Here is a 19,108-nt window from a genome sequence, read left to right on the forward strand (position 1 = left end):
ATCCTTCTCCTTTACACCTTTTGAATTTGGTTAACAAAGTCGTCCATCTGCATGACGCTCATATAAAGGAGCGGCAGCACCAGATACAGGAAAACCAATACATACATCGGCGCAAAGCCGATCATATTCCCCCAGCTGACCTTCTGGCTGATCACCCGCTCATGATGTTCTTTCTTCTTCTCTTTGTAATACTCTTGCTCCAGCTCCAGGTCGTCGAACGCCTCCTTGATCGGAATCTTCTCGACTGCGTTCAGCAGCCGCTCCACGATACGGACAAAAGGTACAAATGGCGAATCCTCTTTCAGCTGTTCGAGAGATGCGGTAGCACCGCTATCATAATGCAGAAGACAGGATTGCAAGGATGGCCTAAAAATGATCGCAAATCGCTCCATCCATTCCAATATCTGTTCCACAGACATCCGCTCAAATTCGGACAGTATTAAAATAATGGCATGGAACTGATCGACCTCATTCTGCATGTCCATCGCCCGTAGGCGCCGCTGGAACTGCAGCACCCATATCGGAACCGAATAACCGACCACGCCTACAGCTATGGCGAGCAGTAGTTCCCACCACTTGTAGTACTCCTGCTCTAAGGTTTCGAATTTATCACCGATTCGGCTTGCAGCAATATTTAACGCCACCGTATCCATTGGTGAATATGCTAATTCTCCTATTTTGTGGACAATCATATCTCTGCTGTGTTCCTTTTCCTGCTTCACAGCCTCAATCACCTTGCGATCGAAATCGGTTATCTGCTGCGCCTTCTCCATATCCTCTCCGTTCATCGCACCAAACAAGAGGCTCGACGAATAAGGAGTATGTAAGAGTTGATACGAGCTGTAAATGTGAAGGTAGAAAGAAAAAATAACGGTAGCGGCAAACAACAAAGTACCAAAAACGATTCTGCGCAGCGTCAGCCACTCCAGCGTTAAGCGTGAATTTGCCTGTTTCAATAGCAGAACTAGACTGAAATGCTCTCGTGTGTGTGCGCCTGGTACCAACTTTTCAATCAGAGCACGAATGGGCCTCCAACCATACAGCTTCTTTTCCCATATAACTCCGGGTGCCTTGGCGATATAATGGCCTTCATCGTTTTCCAACATTTTGCGGATGAGCACGTAGGCTACGACAATGACCGCATATACCATAATCTTCATCACTATACCCAACTTGCTGTCATAGAACTGCTGGATAGCAGGAAAGTAAGTTCTTGCCCAGTTCTCCAGTGGGACTGTAAAGAAAATAGGCGCGATAGCAACCCCCGTTAATCCCTTAAGCAAATAATTGAGTTTTTCTCTGCGCAGCAGGTCAAAGTTCATCTCCTGAACCAGCTTGCTGACAGCATTCAGGTACATCGAGCCTTTAGCGATCATACGATCGCCGTGTTCCATGACAAGATGTGAGATTCCGGCGAAAGCTTTCAAATATTGGTTCGGAGCCACATCATAATAACGCTCCAGTTTAGCGGCTGGATTCTTGGCTGTTAGCATATCGTGAATGCGTTCTGCATGCATCTGTGCTTCATACGATGCAGCTTGAGCTGCATCGTAGATGGCTTCATCCACCATTCGGTGCTGCTGATACTCATGACGGACATCGCCCAGATAATGAACAAAGTGCCTGAGCAGACGATCTTCCAGCCGATTGATAAACAAGTCAATAAGCAAGCCGTTCATAATTAATGCACCCAGGATAACCCACAACATAAACACGATATCCTGCGTTACAACGGCTAACACAACGACGATACTCCAAGTAATGCCTAACGTAAGAAAGACAATTTTCATCGTTTGCTTACGCATCGTATATTCATCGTAAGCGTGAATCGTTTCTAAACGCCGTCTAATTTTCAGCGTATATCCATGCAGGCCAGGAAACCTTAGACACAAAACATAAGCACGAAGATAGAAGTTCCGCAGCGCCAACTTTCGTTTGTGCGAGGGGAAGAAATCTTCCATCATCCCTTTGGTCTCATACCGATGCTTCTGCTTCCGGCCCAGTAGTGTATAGACACATAAGAAGAGCAGAGACAATGATATGCTTACGAGCACGACCAGCCATCCGTTAATCGACATGGCCATCCCTCCAATGATCAGCAACAAATCGTTTAAATGCCTCACCGTCAGCTTTATTCATGTGGAATAGCATTTCACGTTTGTTGTGATCCGTTATCGGGAATACAGCTTCATAATGACCATCCCTATATTCGATCACATTGCGGTAAGTAAATGGCTTTCGATCCGTACTTCGTCGGAAAAACTCTGCAGAAGCGTCCATAAATCGGTCCAACTTGCCTTCCAGGCTTGTCTCTTGCTGCCATTGAGCCGGATAAGGATCATGTTCCTCTATTGGGATACACTCCGTAATTCGCTCGATATATCGATGTCCGTCCTGCCTTTTGACCAGATGAATATCAAAATTAATGACGCTCGCAACTTGCTGTTCAGCAATACGCTCATTCTGGAAAACCCCTGTCTTCAACAAAGAGTTGCGAAGTGACCATATGAGATCTTTGAACGTCTTTGCATGGTGGGAGAAGATCGTAAATAAGCTGGCGACCTGTCCCATCTGAATCATCCATGCAGCTACAGGATCGGTAGCCACTTCCCCCAGGATATTTACTGAGCCGTCCGTCTTCTTCTGTACGTCAAGGCCCTGCTGACCTGATATATGATCCGTTTCCCGGAATGACAAAATGTTCCTCATCGGGAACAACTTTCTCAGATGGAGCTCAAAGGACATCTCCTGTATACGCAGTGTTAAAGGTCCCGGAATATATTGCACCATAGCCATAAGTAATGTTGTTTTTCCTGAACCCTGCGACCCTGTTACTGCAGTGATACGAGCCCCCTTCATCAAAAACTTAATCATGTCTTGGACAAGCTCGCCATTCTCATCCGAGATCAGTGTTTGCAAACTCAAGTTAGGCAGCTCGAACTTTCTCACAAAGAATGCCCACGATTCAGCAAATGGCGGTCTGACCACAACTACCCGCGAGCCGTCCTTCATCTCATTGACTTTATACCCATTGCTTTCTGTTAATTGTCCTGGATTGTTATATTTATATATGTTCTGACATACACGCTTCAGTTCCAGATCACTGCCAAAGCTGAGAAAGGATAGATGAATCGACTTTCCGCGATAAAAAATCCACACGCTCTCATACCCACATGGAGCACCTCTTCGCATGTCTTCCATCATTAATGCATCATCTTCCATATCCTTTATGGAGGACGGAACGCCCGACACCCCACCTGATACACCATCTATCGCCATATCCCGAATTTCATCAATAACGCCAAATCCTTTGTAATACTGGTACACACGCTGAACAATAATTCGTATCTTGTCATCCAGTGTTAATGGTTCGGCTTCCAATTGATAGATACGTGCAATTTCCTCGGCTGTGATCAGATAGGATTCAGTCTGTCCTTTCTCAATGAATTGCCGCGGACGATCAAGTTCGTGGCTTGCAATGAGTCGACTCAAGCCATTTGTACCGAATCGCTGCTTATATTGGTGCAGTAAAATATCGAATTGATCTTGAACGGATAGCCGCGTTGGATCATCAAAAGAAATGGCAACATTAGCAGTTGCTTCTGTGAAGCCATATGCTTTATAAAGCAGATCAATGATATATTCCTTGACGTAAGTCTTGTCATTCACATCACCGGTAGTACATCCCTTTAATGCACGTTTTAACTCTGCACGCTTATTACGCCGTCGCTCAAATTCAACTTCAGATAACCCCATGTCGTACAGGTTGGCCCCCGTCACTTCATTTAAAGTCTTCTTCACAAATGATGTAATCGCATCAATTGTATAAGCGTCGGCGTCAGGTAGTTCAACGCTTCTAACCGGAACCGTTCGTTTGGACAGTTTAAGATACAAATAAGCGATGCCCATTAACAGAATTAGCGTAATTAAAATAAAATTAAGCATCCCATAGCCAAACATCTACGAGACCCCTCTTTCAATGGCTTTTACGCTGACATTAATTCCGATCTCCGTTAAGATAGCCTTCGATAGCTTTCGCACCTCGTTCATAAAGTAAGTCGTATCTGTATCTTTGGCAGAGTGCTGCATCCGCATAAAAAAGCTTCTAACATCCCGATCATTACAGGCATCTCGGAAAGGAGTACAATATGGCACCGTATACATAGGAACCCGTACATTGTATTTCCTCGCAATGTTGGATAATTTGTATTTGGAGTGCGGATCATACTGCCCTAGTAGAATCATATAGGGCTTATCGTTCAGTGCTTGTGGCCAATCCTTTTTCGCAAAGAATCGATCCAGCACCTGAACATTCTGATTCAGACACACAACAATCAGCTCCGATTGTGCTAATAGTTGATTCGTAACCGGATTGCCGCAGCCACTGTGGACATCCAAAAGCACCGTGTTGTAGTACCGTTTAGCATAGTCAAAAATAGGCTGTAATGTATCGTTCATCGCATGATACGTCGCTTCATCCGCTTTCTCCGTACCGCTTAACAGATCCAACCGTTCTTGTATTATCGGCTGCGTATAGTCCCTCACACCCTCCGAGGTGAGCCTGTTGCTGCGGATCATCCGATCGAGCGCATCAAGACCTTTATCATCGAACGTCGGTTTACTTACCGAGCCTCCTCCTGACAATTTGGAGAAAGCCGTTTCTAGTGTCGAGCGCGTATGCTGTGTCTGAGCAACTAAAGTGCGAGTTGAATATTCCAGTCCGATCATACAAGCTGCAGCAATAACGTTAGATGTCGTGCCGACCTGCCCATGCACGCTACCCCAGAATGCGACTTGTCCCATACTTCCTCACCTTCCCCGCCTTCTTCCATATTCGGTGAACCTCTTTATCCGGAAGCTCTAATATCATTTTCAGAACTCCTATCAAAGCTTTGCGGTATGTACGTGTTAAGCCTTTTAGCTGGATGACGCTTCGGTACTGGTTATCAATCTTTATCGCATAATCTCGTTCGTCTGGTATCAAATAGTGTGTAGGCTCATCCCATTGGATCGGGTATCCGTCATACAGACTATCGATATACTCCTCGTTAATAGAGCAAACAACCCCGTTCATTATTTTTGAAACAAGAACCAACTCATCCTTCACGTACTTGGAAAAATATTGATCCAAAATACCTAGATTGCGAATATTATGAATATTCTCCATCGTGTTATACAAAATGAGTCTATCGGCCTCCCAACCATCTACGTGCAAAGAATTATTGTTGTCTATGATCATATATTCATAGTTAAAATCGGCTTCTTTCTGCATAAAATAATTCTGGACGTCTGCTGCACTGCCGCAGCCGTGGATCACATCAAAATCATCGTACTCGTGAACCTGCAAGTCCCCTTCGACACGAGGAAAGGCAAATTCATAATCTTGAAGTAGTGTTGCATCTACAAGAAGCACTTTGTGACCATTAGACGCAATGAGCTTGCATATATAGAGCAGAAAGTCCGTTTTGTCGGAAGCCCCTATAAATTGAACGATCTTCATGGTTTCTCTCCCTCCCGTTCTGGAACAGCAGGGTTGGTTCCGTCAGGAGATGAATGAAAAATGTCTATTTGGCTTAAAGCTTGTTTGGGTATCGAGTCTGAGGTGTCTGAAGGTGTGACTGAAGGGTGGTCTGTCTCTTGTTGTTCTTGCTTCAATGGTGAGGTATTTTCCAACGTTGCGTCAGGTGGCTGCTGAACAGCAGCTTGTCCCTTTTTGCTCTGGAAATTGTGACGTTTTGTCACATCCATGGCCGCAAGATCCTTGTCCAATCGAACTCGAAGTCTCTTTTCCAACTCCATTGATGCTACTTTTACAATGTTGGGGTCAGATTCGATCAGATCAAGTACTCTTGGATTAGCTGGGTAAGTAGGTATTGCATGATTCTGCATGTAAGGGTCAACGTATGTAAGGGAGTAAATTTCGGCATTCTCTATGTATGCATCTACAATAGCGCTCGACATCGTCAATATTTCTTGTTCGTTCATTTCATGCCATACTGTACCGTTCATTAAATCTTTAACCTTCTTTTTGGAAAGAACAATAAAGTCGTGTCCTGTCGGAAACTTGATACGCACATCGACAAAATCTTCTTTTTTGAGCTTTATAGGAAGGTTGATTAAAGAGAATTCTTGTAATCTGAGATCGTTAGGCGTTATCCCTTCTTCAAACAGCATGCCTTTGGAAAGAGGAGTGTTCATTTGCAATGAAATTTTTGTATACTTGCCAACTGCTTCGGTAATATCTACCGGATGCTGAGGCGCAGCTTTCTTTGAAATACTGACTTTCGTTAAGCTCTTCTCCGTAAGTAAGGTACCAGCAGGAATATCCTTACTTAATACGTAAATGCTCGTAGTCTGGGACTGCTGCTCCTTCATCTGCTTCTCGTAGAGCGTGATTCGCTTCTCGTACTCTTCACTCTTTGCTTCCTCGGAATCCTTCATCCATTGATAGCCGAAATAAATGGCGAAGCAGGCAAATAACAGTACGATCATCGCCCCAATACCACCAGCAAGCAACAAATTCCGGGTTCTTTGGCGGATGATTGACATAACATCCCTCCTAAAAAAATGATAATTGTTTACTCAAACTGGAAATGATATCATTGAACTACATTTTAATAGTTCATAAGAACTATTAAATATAATTATAGATCAAATTCAGGTAACACGATTCACCTCAATTACTACATTTTAGGAATATAGAATTACATCCCTATAATATTCCAATTCAGATATGATGTAAATGCTTATATCTAAAAAAAGATATTTTCATCGAAACAAAACTTTTTTTGTCATATAAAGGTATCACTTACATAAGTGATCATTCATAATTTTTTCAGAGGTGTCTGATGTACTACGACTTAAGATTCATTACTATAACGGTTGGATAGTTGGAAAGAATGACGATAAGGAGGAATGAGCTTTGAAAATTGGCGAGAAACTTCGCAACATCCGTCATGCGCAGGGGCTCACATCTACAGAACTTTCTAAAAGATCAGGTGTTACACAATCCACGATTAGCGACATCGAGAACGACAACCGCTCACCCCAGATCGATACCTTAATTAAATTGTGTAAAGCCTTAAGTATAAACATTAGTGCACTGCTAACCGTAGAAGAAATGATAGAAAATACTCCCTCTTTGCGAGAAAATGAAACCGAATTCATACGCTTGTTCCACGAAATAAATGAATCCCAAAAAGAAGCTCTTGTATCGTTGCTGCATTCATTTGTACATCATAAAGCGAAATAAAAATGCATACGAAAAAGTGGCCCCTCTCAAAAGGAATGACCACTCTAAAAACTCATCTCTTTTATTCATATAATTGCTCCATAACCCGAATGTGGAGCTCAGCAGGATCATGTGCTTTTCGCTAGAGAAGACTGTATCCACAATGGGAAACAGCCTTCTCTTCCAGCTTATACATTAGTTCTTGAATGTTTCTGTCAGCACAGGAACAACTTGTGACTTGCGAGATACAACACCCTTCAGCAGCGCTTTATTGTCGCTCAAGGTAACGTTGTATGCTTTCTCAACTGCGTTAGCGGAAGCGCCAAGCGCAAGTGCTACGGAATCGTTGTTCAAAATGTCAGTTACCACAAATACGAACAAATCCAAGCCCTTGGTCGCAATAATGTCAGACAAAGCCGCTTCAATGTCTGATTGGCGGGAATAGACATCGTTAATGTCTACGACATTTACTTGTGCAATCTCGACCTTCGCGCTGCCCATTGTGAACTCTTTCGAGTCCAGTGAGATCAGCTCTGCAATCGATTTGCTGCTAACGTCTGCACCAGCTTTGAGCATATCCAATCCGTACTGCTCAGCATCCACACCAGCAATCTCTGCCAGCTCGCGAGCCGCAGCAACGTCTTCAGGCGTACATGTCGGGGATTTGAACAACAGCGAGTCCGAAATGATAGCGGACAGCATTAAGCCAGCCACGTTCTTCTTAATCTCCACACCGTGTTCTTTATAGAGCTTCTTCAAGATAGTTGCTGTGCAGCCAACAGGCTCTGCGCGATAGTATAAAGGCGCGCTTGTCTCAAAGTTCGCGATACGGTGATGGTCAATCACCTCTAGCACTTGAACTTGATCAATGTCGCTAACGCTTTGCTGACGCTCGTTATGGTCAACAAGAATAACCCCTTTGACCTCATTAGCCACCGTCTCTACAAGACGTGGTGCTTCTGCTTGGAACGTGTCCAGCGCGAATTGAGTTTCGCCGTTCACGGTACCGAGACGTACCGGTTCTGCGTCGTAACCAAGTTGCTGCTTTAAGTCCGCATAAGCAATAGCGGAGCAAATCGTGTCTGTGTCTGGATTTTTATGTCCGAAAATAAGTACTTTTTCCATTCTCTTATCCCCTTAAACATTATTTTGGCGAGAAAAGTATACCTTACAAAAGCAATTACAATCAAGATTATAACGCAAACCAGAACTAATTCCTATGCCTTTAGTAGGAATAAGGTGCTTCTTTTTCATTATTTTTCCTCACTTAACTTCGACAATACCTGTTGTAAGATGACAAATGTCTGCTCTCTTGTTAACAGTTCAAGTGGCGCAAACTTGTTGCCTCCGACACCTTGCAGCAACCCCCGATCGACAGCTCCATATACACTTGCAGCTGCCCACGGTGCTATTCGCTTGTCATCGGCAAACACCGCTTGTCTGCTAGGCCTTTCCTCCGAATGTACAGCCACCGCCTGGTCAAGCTTGGAATACAATTGAAGCAGCAGTACCGCAGCTTCCTGCCTAGATATATTGCTCCATGGGGAGAACGTTTTAGCTGAGGTTCCTTTAATGATTCCAAAATGATAAGCTTTGGCTATCCATGGGTCTGTCGTATCTTCGAACGGTGATGGTCCGGTAGGCAGCGGCCGCCCCAAGCTGGACTCAGCGACATGAACTGCCATCAAGGCAAAACCGTATCGATCCATAGGCTTGCGATAATCTCTGTCATAATTGGTGTCTACGATGCCGCTGTTCTTCGCGAGATTGTAATCATTCAGCGCCCAGGCGCTTACCTTGTCCTTGGGATCGGCTGGATTGACTTGAAAACGAATGCTTGTATCCGGCTGCAAATAAGACTTCACCGTCACTGTAGCAGAACCCACTTGCTGCGCTTTTATACGACCGGATGAATCCACAGCCACGATGTTAGGATTGCTGCTCTCAAACATCATTCCCGTCGCAGCAGCATCTGCTGGAGATAACGTATATTTGATCTGAAAACCTTCTCCTTGAGTAAGGCGGACATAATCTCCTGTGTACACCTTTGCGTTTGGTATCATATCAAAAAAAGCAGTCTCGTACTCTATTTCCACAGGGGCTCCTTTACGGTCAAATAACCCCTTAATATGTACGTTGTAGGTGTCAGTGTCAGATAACTCGGGTAGTCCTTCTGGTCTGAAAATAAGGCAGAACGGTATGCCAAAACCACCCGTGTTGATGTTAAAGTAGCTGCCCTTCTTGTCTTTATGTTCCTTGTCTAAAGTCCATGACTTCCCGTCGGCAGTACGCGTAATCGTAACCTCCACTTGATCCAGCTTGGTATTATCATATTTCTCAGGATTCAAAGATACCGACCAAGCGTCATGCGAGTTAAACATTTCAATCGGGAAATAATGCGCAGAAGGCCATGCTATATAATCATAACTGACTTCTGACGCCGCACGACTGCGATCAAAGGCATACATAGAAGAATAAGGGTAATCAAACCCACTCTTTGATCTATTGACCATACCAAACATCGTTTTAGACATCGCAGGGTTTATAATCCAGCGCCGATGGCCCACCCGATCGATGTTTGACGTATCACTATCAGACATGTAGCCCAATACACTAGCATAAAAATTCGGACTTCCGGCATACAGATTACTTGTGGTTGTCCCCTTATAACCTAGTCGAAAGAGTTCCTCCTCCATACCTTCGGGTCTTGAAGGATAGTGTGTAAGCTCATTATTTAGCGCATTAACCAAAGCTGCCGCCTGTGCCTGATCCTGAAGGCCCCATTCGGGCTGCACATCATACGGCAATCCGGACAAGTATCGGACAAAGTTTACGGCGTTTATACCATCTTTAATATATTCCCGCTTCACTATGCCCGGTTCATAAGGCTGTGTCATCTTAGGCTCTTTCTCGTAAATATGAAGTCCAGCCATGTACTCATTCCCTGCCGCCATCGGCTTGTAGGCAAGCCAACGCTGCCTGATTTCTTCCTTGCTGCGCGCAGCCACACTGACCTGCACATCACCTTCACTTACGGCTGATGCAATCTCTCCATGCCATATGCCGACCATTATAGCTGCTGTCAGCAAGGTGCTTAAACATACGCAACCTATTCGAAGTAAACGTCTATCCCGCATTTGATCCCTTCTACCACGCATCAAGCTTTCAACTCCTGCAGCTAGTATAAGATATGAATCTGCTTTCACTCTATCATAAGCTGAGAGCATTTCCTATCCGACTAGTGGATAAAATCAGGAGCGAGTAATACGATGTTCTCTATTCCACCCTAAGGACAAGCTTTTTGCCATAAAAGAGGCCAAGCCGGCATCTTCCCCCAGCTGGCCTCTGTACACGAAACTATTTAGGGTTTAAGGATTTAAGTCACGCGCTTACTTCTTCCAGGGAATTCATGCAGCAAGCATACTCTCATTTTGGAGTAGATGCCTAACAAGCCACATCCTATCCGGTAGTCTACTTCTTCTTCCAAAGTGCCGGGACTGCAGGAGGCTCCCACCCTACAAGCGAGGTATGGGCAATATTGCAGACATACGTTACACCGTTATAGGTCACTTCATTGCCGACCGCATATGCCTTATTAGGTGCCCATGCCCCACCGACTGGCACTGGATCAGTCGTGACCGTAATAGCCGGGCTGCCCGCCGACTTGTTGCCTGCCCCATCTCTGGCTGCGACCGAAATCGTATAGTTCGTCGACGGCGCCAGACCTGTTAACGTATATGATGTACCCGTGCCCGATGTCACAGCAGCCGCAGCCCCATTTACCATGACTACATATCCAGTCACGCCAACGTTGTCCGCAGAAGCGCTCCACGAAAGCGTAATCGTGGTATCCGTATGCCCTGCAGCCGTGACATTAGCTGGTGGGGTTGGCGCTTGTGTATCATTCTGCGCAAGCGTCTTAACCGTCAGCTTCTTACTGAGCGGTGACGCATTTCCTGCTGCGTCCCGCGCCTTCACTTGAAAGCTGTACGATGTATTGGGCGCTAGGCCAATTAACGTGTAAGTCGTGTCAGTAACCGTTGCAGCAAGCGCGCTGCCATTGTATAGTTCATAAGCTGCGATGCCCACATTGTCCGTCGCTCCGCTCCAAGCGAGGGTAACGCTACTATCCGTGACGCTTGAGGATGTTAGCGTCTTGGGAGCCGTGGGCGGTGATGTATCCGACGAAGCCGGAAGTGTCTGCACTGCCACAGAGCTGCTAGAAGGCGATACGTTGCCTGCTGCGTCTTTCGCCCTCACACTAAACGTGTAAGTTGTATCTGGTAACAAGCCGCTCACCGTGTATGTTATGCCATTTGCTGTCCCGATTAACACCGTACCGTTGTATACATCGTAGCCACTCACACCAACGTTGTCCTGGGAAGCACTCCAGGATAATTTGGTCGACACACTTGTGATCGAACTAGCCGACAAGTTGGATGGCGTAGTAGGGGGCAATAGATCGCTGCCGGAAGGTACGATGCCAAGATCACTGGCTACACGGCCAAGCAGCGATTCACCTGCACATTGGTATTTGGGACTTGTGTGACAATCCAAACTTAAATCCCACAGCATTGCCCCGCCAAGCCCTTGGCTCTTCATGTAAGCAGTCTTGTAACTAGTTGAATCCAGGTCATCATAGCTGATATAGGTGCCCGTGCTGGCTTGGTACAGGTACGGAACCTTCGCGGCATCATTCCAATAACGAGCATATCCATTCTTGTTCATGTAATTCACCTTTAAATCCCCATAATCAAACATTCCCGTTGCTCCCGTCTCAAACGTATCCCAAGTTCCCCTTGGAATATAGTTACCGTTAAAGTCGGGCGTACAGCTCTGGTAAAGACCGTCCTGCCCAGGTCCTGGAGCGCAATTTTTCCAGCCACGCCCATATAACGCTAGCCCGAGTACAATCTTGCCGCTAGGCACACCAGCTTGCTTATACGCATGAATAGCGTAATCTACGTTAAAACCGCTGTTGTTGTCCGGATCACGAGGATCACTGTATAGGGGGGCATTGTTGTTCGTCCGCTTTTCCCAATCCCCATGGAAGTCGTAGGTCATGATATTCATCCAATCTACAAGATTGGCTACTTGAGTAATTTCGGTTGTATTCAAATAAGAAGAATTAGCACGGGTTGCAATGGTCAGGAGATACGCACGTCCGTCGGCAGTCCCTGCCGCATTAAGCTTGTTGCGTGTTTCTTGGAGGAGTGAAGTGAAATTCTGCTTGTCGGCAGGCCTGCTGTTATTGCCGCTTAAGCCCCCTTCAACCGGGTATTCCCAGTCAATATCAATGCCGTCAAATCCATAAGTTCGAATAATAGTTACTGCTGAATTAGCAAAATTCTGGCGTGCCGAGGGGTCAGCCGCTGTATCGGAGAAGCGATTGGACCACGACCATCCGCCAACGGACAACAAGATTTTTAAATGTGGATGAGCTGCTTTCAACTGCTTCAGCTTATAAAAGTTGCCGCACTGCCCTTTCTCGCACAGCTCCCATTCAAGGGGGACACCATCGCTATTATTGACGTCTGCCCAAGGGTCACCGAGTACAATCGCTCCATTCGGAACCGTTCCTTTCTGTGTAGGAACTCCACTGTTTTTACAAGGCCACGTCTGCTTGTTCGGATTATCCGGTGCATTTGACGGGTTACCGTGGATGCCATTCCAACAGATGTCGGCAAATGCATAATTCAGATGCGTCAGCTTACTGGCATCGATGTGCTCAACCTGATAATTTTGATCATAGGTGGCCCAGTCTGTATAATACCCGACAGACTTGTAGCTGGTATCTGCCGCTGCTCCTGCAGCTGATTCTCCTGCCCAAGGCCAAAATAAAGACAACAAGAGGCACAGCGTTAATATTAATGACCACCCCCTTTTCCAACTTATATTGAAGTTGATCCAACCATTTCTGTTCACTATTTCATCCTCCCTTATCCTTAATTGTTAAACCCCTTTCATTTATATTAGTGCTTTTTGATTTTAGAAAAACTTTAGCAAAATTATTTTAGAACCAAAGCAATCAAGCTTTTCGCACCAGCTGTACGCTATCATTTCCATATCTCCCCACAACAACTTCTCCATTCTTGCGCGCGTAAATGATACATAAGGCATTACGTTTTACATAACTAGAAACTATGAATATAACGAAATTGAGTCTTAATTGACACAGCTTTGTAACGATACATATATAAGCTGTTCGATATAGTTATAGAGGTTTACCACAACATGGAGAGGACATCATGAAATGAATTGGGTATGCAACAAGCCTCACACGAGTAAAGATGTATCAGTGTCATTAATTAACCTTGTCAAAACACATATAGGGGGCATTCACTATGCCTGAGCCTCGACAAGGCAGCAGCCGCTATATGCCTGCCCTGGACGGTCTTCGAGCGCTCGCAGTCATTGCCGTTATCGCCTATCACCTGAATCTGGATTGGGCTCAAGGCGGATTTTTAGGTGTTGGTGTATTTTTTGTTTTATCCGGCTACTTGGTTACGGACCTGCTCCTGGCTGGTAAACAGCAACGCGGCAGCCTTGATCTGCATACATTCTGGATACGCAGATTTCGCAGACTTCTTCCTGCGCTCGTTGTCATGTTGGTCCTTTGCGTTGCTTGGCTAACTGTATTTGAGCCTTCGCGACTAGCACCGCTGCGTGGGGATATCTGGTCAACTTTCGTATACGGCAACAACTGGTGGCTTATTTTCCATCATGTATCGTACTTCGAGAGCTTTGGACCGCCTTCGCCTTTCCTTCACTTATGGTCACTGGCCGTAGAGGGACAATTTTATTTGGTATGGCCAATCCTGTTGGTTGTGGGGTTAAAGTTCGCCCCAAAGCGTGGACAGATGGTAACGTGGATTACAATAGCAGCGTCCGCCTCAGCCATCGCGATGGCTTGGCTGTATGAGCCGGGAGCCGATCCAAGCCGTGTCTATTACGGCACAGACACGCGAGTATTCGCGCTGCTGATTGGTGCTGCCCTTGCCATCATCTGGCCCAGTCGCCGACTTAAGGACAATATAACATTTAAGGCGAGATGGATGCTGGATATCGCAGGTGCTGTAGGGCTAACAACGATACTCTATATGATGTGGAGTATTAGTGAATACGACGATTTCCTGTATCGTGGCGGGTTTGTGTTGTTATCGGCAGCCAGCGCACTTGCAATTGCAGCACTTGCTCATCCAGCAAGCCGCTTGAGCAAGCTGTTAGGCTGGAAGCCGCTAAAGTGGATCGGTCTACGATCTTACGGTATTTACCTATGGCATTATCCAGTCATTATGCTGACTAGTCCTGTCGTAAATACGAATGGCTTCGATGCCGTCCGCGCCATTGTGCAGGTGTCTGCAAGCGTGCTGCTCGCCGCCTTGTCATGGCGATATATAGAACGACCAATTCAGAATGGCATCATTTCCACGTTGTGGCAGCAATTCCGGGTGAGCAAATGGTCTTGGCGCCTGCTCTCATGGAAGCAGTGGATGGCTTCTGTCTGCTGTGTCCTGCTGCTTGCGCTCTTCTTTGTCGGGATGAGTGATCTGTCTCAGGTCAAAGCTGCCATTGCTGAGCAGGACAAAAAGGAATCGGCCGATCACGCTGCAATAGTGCAGCCTAAACGTCAGGTGCCAGATGCAATGTCTGGCAAGCACGCACAGGAAGCGCAGATAGAGCATAAGGGCAAGTCAGCTAATACATCCGCGCAGCTCGACAAAACCTCAGCTCTAGGTCATAACTCTGACCCTGCAGGCTCGAATAAAACCAAATCGCCTACTGCAGAGGGTACCAATAGAAATAAACCTGTTAGCGAGCATCCAATTCGATCCGTCCCAAATGGGACTATCGATGAAAAACAACGCTGGTCGGTGAGTGCAATTGGGGATTCGGTGATGCTGGATGTAGCTGCCGATCTGACTAAGCTGCTCCCTGGAACCCTTGTAAATGCTAAGATTGGCAGACAGATGTCTGCTGCTGATGATGTGCTCAGCTCGCTAAAGCACGAAGGGAAGCTCGGTGATTGTGTCATTATCGCCCTAGGCACTAATGGTGTATTTAGTAAGAAACAGCTTGATACGCTGATCGCCTCTCTTGAAGGCGTTGATCAGATCATACTCGTAAATATACGTGTGCCGCGTAAGTGGGAAAGTCAAGTTAACGATTACTTGGCCAATTCTGCGGCGACTCATCCGAACATTACTTTAGTCGATTGGTACAGCGCGAGCGCCAATAAAGACGCCTATTTTGAACCTGACGCGACACATTTACGTCCCAAAGGGGCTAAAGCATACGCCTCGTTACTGGCTCAAGCAGTTAAGTCGGTGTCAAAGCCTGAGGCAGATTACTATTCGTTACAAGAAAATGTCGTATCTGCAGAGGATAATAAGGCACCGAAGGCGACGCTCTCCACTCAAATGGAGTCAGCTACTACCGAAGCAGCGCTAGAAAAACAACAGGCAGTGAAGAATAGCAAATTACTTGTTGAGCAATCCATCATAGGGGCTGTCCATACCATATATGGCAGGCCCTATTTCTAATTATAGAACACCAAGCAGCAGATGCTTCAGGCCAGTACTGTCCAGTAATTGCAGCATTTGCTTTGGCCTAGTCTTCGGCTGCGCTCTATCTAGGTGCTCTTCCCAAGATTTGTGATTGTGCCGTGACGTTCGCAGCACAAGTAACTTGTGCGGTATAATGGATGTATGTTAATTGGATCTGTGTATAAGCTCTACCACATTCACAAGAAGAGGAGTATGACGCATGACGATGAATAGACTGTCTGACCAAGAAAAAGAAGGCGTTTACAAAGCCATATACAACCGCAGAGATATCCGTACTTTCTTAAAGCAGCCCGTGTCTGATGATCTATTGGTGAAACTGCTGGAAGCCGCCCATCACGGACCTTCCGTAGGCTTTATGCAACCTTGGAATTTTATTGTGATTAAGGATGACGAAACAAAAGCAAAGCTGGCCGAAGTTGTGGACCGTGAGCGCCGCGCCTTGGCGATCCACTATGAGGGTACCGATCGCGACACCAAATTTATGGAGATCAAAATCCAGGGTATATTGGAGGCTCCGGTAACCGTATGCATCACCTGCGATCCTTCGCGCGGAGGCGATCACGTGCTTGGTCGCAACTCGATTCCTGAAACTGATATTATGTCCGTCAGTTGCGCCATCCAAAACATGTGGCTGGCCGCTTATGCTGAGGGCTTGGCTATGGGATGGGTCAGCTTCTACAAGAAGCCCGACATTCGCCGCATTTTAAACATCCCGCTTCATATTGATCCAACAGCGCTCATTTCGATCGGTTATACGGAAGATTATCCAGAACGTCCGCTGCTTGAGGCATATAATTGGGAGAAAAGAAGAGAGTTAAATAAATTAATTTACGATACCAAATGGGGACAGCCAACCAGCTTGGAATAAACGCATGTCATTCCATATTGATCAAATGAGTGACCCGTTTAAGACCAAGTGACCCTAATTACGAACCTACAGGGACTGTCTCACCGCGATCCATTCACGTCTCAGCACAGTCCCTGTACAAGGTTCATTACAACTCCACTATTCGAGCTCAGCTAGCTAGGGCTGCGCTCGATGTAATATCTGTCCAGCCACCTGCTCCAATACCGCCTGCTTGCCAAGCGCCGTAAAGGCCTCATTATAATTTTGCCGTGTCGTCAGTCGATACACATATCCACTTTTGACCGCCTTAAGTCCCGTCCAAAGCTTGCTGTCTTCTAATACGTTATGCTCATTATCGGACATTAGGACAATATGATCCGGATTAAGCGTGGACAGCCCTTCAAGGCTTGTCACCTTGCCGCCCCAACCGTCGGGATCAGGTGTGCCTGGCGCTTTAGGCAGCAATAGATCTTCAAATAACAACTCTGCCACTCCTGTGCTGGAATAAATCCGTATTTCTTTTGCCGTCGGTTCAATCACCGCAAACGTCGCTTCCTTTGTCACATTTTTAATCTGGCTGCGAAGCTGCTCCACTCGGTTATCGTATTGTTTGAGCCAGTCACTCATCGCTTGCTCTTTATCCAATGCCTTTGACACAAAAGCAAATCGCTCACGAAAAGCATTAAATCCATAAGGCACCCGTACAGTCGGAGCAATCTTTTGCAATTCCTCGTACAGTTCGCTCTGTGTTGGCCCTGCCAAGATTAGATCTGGATCTGCTGCGGCAATCGCTTCGATATTCACAGGCGTCTGAAACCAGCCGCCGATCTGAACATCTGTACCAAGCTTTTCCTGCAAAATAGGTGTCACCTGCTTAGGATCGCCCATATCTGTGTTGCCCGTTAAGATAGGCTTGTGTCCCAAAATCAGCAGTTCTTCTGTTGAGCCAGAAATGTCAGCGATTCGCTGTGGATGAAGTGGAATTTTAACTTCTCCTTTAGCATCCTGGATCACACGTGTCGAAGTGCTTACCTGTCCACTCGTCCCTCCAGATGCAGCCACGCCGCTCGTTGGATTGTCATTCTGCCCCTTTGCTGACTCCGACTCCGCACCGCAGCCAAGTAGTGAGATCGACAGTATAATTGTCGTCATCCATACAACTCCTGCTCTACCAAACTTCATCCAATACCCCTCCTATGATAACCATTCTCATTTACATAAGTGTCATCTTACGCCTCCTCACCAGATATTTCTAACGGGGAACGGATAACAATACCGTATAGCGGATTTATTTGGCGGATTGTATACACAGCAATAACGCCAGCACATAAATGTGTGGCGTTAAACTGTTGTTATTATAGTCGTCCGTCTATCTGCGCTGACGCAGCACCTCGGAAGGATTAAGCCCGAACTTCCCGCGGAATATGGCTGTGAAATGACTCAAATTGGCGTACCCTACAAATCCCGCCGCTTGTGTTACATTAACATCGCCTTTCCTTAGTAAGTTCATGGCTTGTTCCAATCGCTTATCACGCAAGTAACGATATGCGGACGTTCCAAAGCACTCTTTGAAGCCAAGTTTAAGCTTAAAATCATTCAGTCCAACAATTCGTGCCAGTTCCAGCAGCGAAGGTGGACTTTCCATATGATAGAGCAGCACTTGAGCGGCTTCCTTCACCTTATCCATGTCCCGCTTGCTCAACTTTGCAGCAGCAGTATGCTCCTCACTGTCGAATAGAAAGGTATGCATGTAGTTAGCCAGCAGCTCCAAAGCTTTGCCTTCCAAATACATTCTGCGTACAGCTTTCTCATATGGACATTCAAGCATCTGACGGACGATATGGGCGGCGGCTGTATTTATCGGCAGTTCAAACTTGCGGAAAGATTGTGATCCGATTATCCGATCAAAGTCCATAGTCCGTCCAGCCGTTCCCTCACCCATGAGCCGGTTGAACTCCACAAGAGGGATACCGATAGCTAATGAACGCATAGGTACTCGATTATCGTATTCAAACACTGCATCAAACTGCTTCATAAAGTGTAAATAACAAGTTCCTTCACATATGTCGTGCCGTTCCCCAGACACATTGACCTGTCCTGCTCCCTGTAAACAGATACTCAGCTCCACCATCGCCGCTTCAGATGTTACATATACATCCTGCAATCGGGATAGGCGGTAATCCGAATGTACAATTTCCAACTTCGTATTTGTCGACAGACGTCGAATAACTCCCGCTCCTACAGGATTACAAAGTGTCATGGAACTGTCAGCAAGGTGGAGTTGAGGCTTCAGTTGGAGGCCTCGCCAATATTGCGTATAAATATCATGATATCCTGTACTTGCCATTAACGTGTACCTCTGCTGCCATATTGGATTTCCTTATTTCACATTCCATAATTGAGAACAATTCTCAAAATTATAGCTATTATAAAATAAGGAGCTCCAGCAATCAATGTGCTTCC

The 19,108-nt window shown here is 46.0% G+C and carries 14 protein-coding genes; 3 read left to right on the top strand and 11 right to left on the bottom strand.

Features of this window, described 5'->3' with window-relative positions; all coding sequences use genetic code 11:
- Positions 1 to 11: 11 nt before the first annotated feature.
- From MH117_RS17270 to MH117_RS17290, 5 genes are read right to left on the bottom strand one after another with little or no spacing between them, the layout of a single operon-like run.
- The gene (locus tag MH117_RS17270) at positions 12 to 2,078 is read right to left on the bottom strand and encodes a hypothetical protein (RefSeq protein WP_239330516.1); all 2,067 of its coding nucleotides are present in this window, start codon (positions 2,076 to 2,078) and stop codon (positions 12 to 14) included.
- Positions 2,068 to 3,960, bottom strand: coding sequence for an ATPase, T2SS/T4P/T4SS family (locus MH117_RS17275; RefSeq protein ID WP_239330519.1), 1,893 nt, complete (start codon positions 3,958 to 3,960; stop codon positions 2,068 to 2,070). The genes MH117_RS17270 and MH117_RS17275 overlap by 11 nt, the downstream gene beginning before the upstream one ends.
- Positions 3,961 to 4,803 (bottom strand): chromosome partitioning protein ParA, encoded by an 843-nt coding sequence (locus MH117_RS17280; RefSeq protein WP_239330521.1) that lies wholly within the window; start codon positions 4,801 to 4,803, stop codon positions 3,961 to 3,963.
- Positions 4,778 to 5,500, bottom strand: coding sequence for a hypothetical protein (locus tag MH117_RS17285; protein ID WP_239330523.1), 723 nt, complete (start codon positions 5,498 to 5,500; stop codon positions 4,778 to 4,780). The genes MH117_RS17280 and MH117_RS17285 overlap by 26 nt, the downstream gene beginning before the upstream one ends.
- Positions 5,497 to 6,549 (bottom strand): SAF domain-containing protein, encoded by a 1,053-nt coding sequence (locus MH117_RS17290; protein ID WP_239330525.1) that lies wholly within the window; start codon positions 6,547 to 6,549, stop codon positions 5,497 to 5,499. The genes MH117_RS17285 and MH117_RS17290 overlap by 4 nt, the downstream gene beginning before the upstream one ends.
- A 373-nt stretch (positions 6,550 to 6,922) precedes the next feature.
- Here MH117_RS17290 and MH117_RS17295 point away from each other — a divergent pair, with 373 nt between their 5' ends.
- Positions 6,923 to 7,252: a helix-turn-helix domain-containing protein gene (locus tag MH117_RS17295; RefSeq protein ID WP_239330527.1), complete on the top strand. Its 330-nt coding sequence runs from the start codon at positions 6,923 to 6,925 to the stop codon at positions 7,250 to 7,252.
- Positions 7,253 to 7,426: 174 nt separating this feature from the next.
- On the opposite strand, the gene MH117_RS17300 is transcribed toward MH117_RS17295, so the two are convergent.
- From MH117_RS17300 to MH117_RS17310, 3 genes are all read right to left on the bottom strand, one after another.
- Positions 7,427 to 8,356, bottom strand: coding sequence for a manganese-dependent inorganic pyrophosphatase (locus MH117_RS17300; protein ID WP_239330529.1), 930 nt, complete (start codon positions 8,354 to 8,356; stop codon positions 7,427 to 7,429).
- Positions 8,357 to 8,484: 128 nt separating this feature from the next.
- A complete protein-coding gene (locus MH117_RS17305) occupies positions 8,485 to 10,389 on the bottom strand; it encodes an S-layer homology domain-containing protein (protein ID WP_239330531.1) in 1,905 nt (634 codons plus the stop codon).
- Between the two features lie 313 nt (positions 10,390 to 10,702).
- Positions 10,703 to 13,156, bottom strand: coding sequence for a glycosyl hydrolase family 18 protein (locus tag MH117_RS17310; protein WP_239330533.1), 2,454 nt, complete (start codon positions 13,154 to 13,156; stop codon positions 10,703 to 10,705).
- A 419-nt stretch (positions 13,157 to 13,575) separates the two neighbouring features.
- Here MH117_RS17310 and MH117_RS17315 point away from each other — a divergent pair, with 419 nt between their 5' ends.
- Positions 13,576 to 15,774 (top strand): acyltransferase family protein, encoded by a 2,199-nt coding sequence (locus tag MH117_RS17315; RefSeq protein WP_239330536.1) that lies wholly within the window; start codon positions 13,576 to 13,578, stop codon positions 15,772 to 15,774.
- Here MH117_RS17315 and MH117_RS17320 read toward each other — a convergent pair whose 3' ends face one another.
- Entirely contained in the window at positions 15,775 to 15,912 is a 138-nt protein-coding gene (locus tag MH117_RS17320) for a hypothetical protein (RefSeq protein WP_239330539.1), read from the bottom strand.
- A gap of 91 nt (positions 15,913 to 16,003) precedes the next feature.
- On the opposite strand from MH117_RS17320, the gene bluB reads away from it, so the two are divergent.
- Complete coding sequence (gene bluB / locus MH117_RS17325) at positions 16,004 to 16,666, top strand: 5,6-dimethylbenzimidazole synthase (RefSeq protein ID WP_239330719.1); 663 nt, start codon at positions 16,004 to 16,006, stop codon at positions 16,664 to 16,666.
- A gap of 156 nt (positions 16,667 to 16,822) precedes the next feature.
- Here the strand turns inward: bluB and MH117_RS17330 are convergent, their stop codons facing one another.
- Entirely contained in the window at positions 16,823 to 17,827 is a 1,005-nt protein-coding gene (locus MH117_RS17330; protein ID WP_239330541.1) for an ABC transporter substrate-binding protein, read from the bottom strand.
- Positions 17,828 to 18,014: 187 nt separating this feature from the next.
- Complete coding sequence (locus MH117_RS17335; protein ID WP_239330543.1) at positions 18,015 to 18,992, bottom strand: helix-turn-helix transcriptional regulator; 978 nt, start codon at positions 18,990 to 18,992, stop codon at positions 18,015 to 18,017.
- Positions 18,993 to 19,108 lie beyond the last annotated feature (116 nt).

This window comes from Paenibacillus sp. ACRRX (assembly GCF_022346885.1).
Lineage (GTDB): Bacteria > Bacillota > Bacilli > Paenibacillales > Paenibacillaceae > Paenibacillus_B.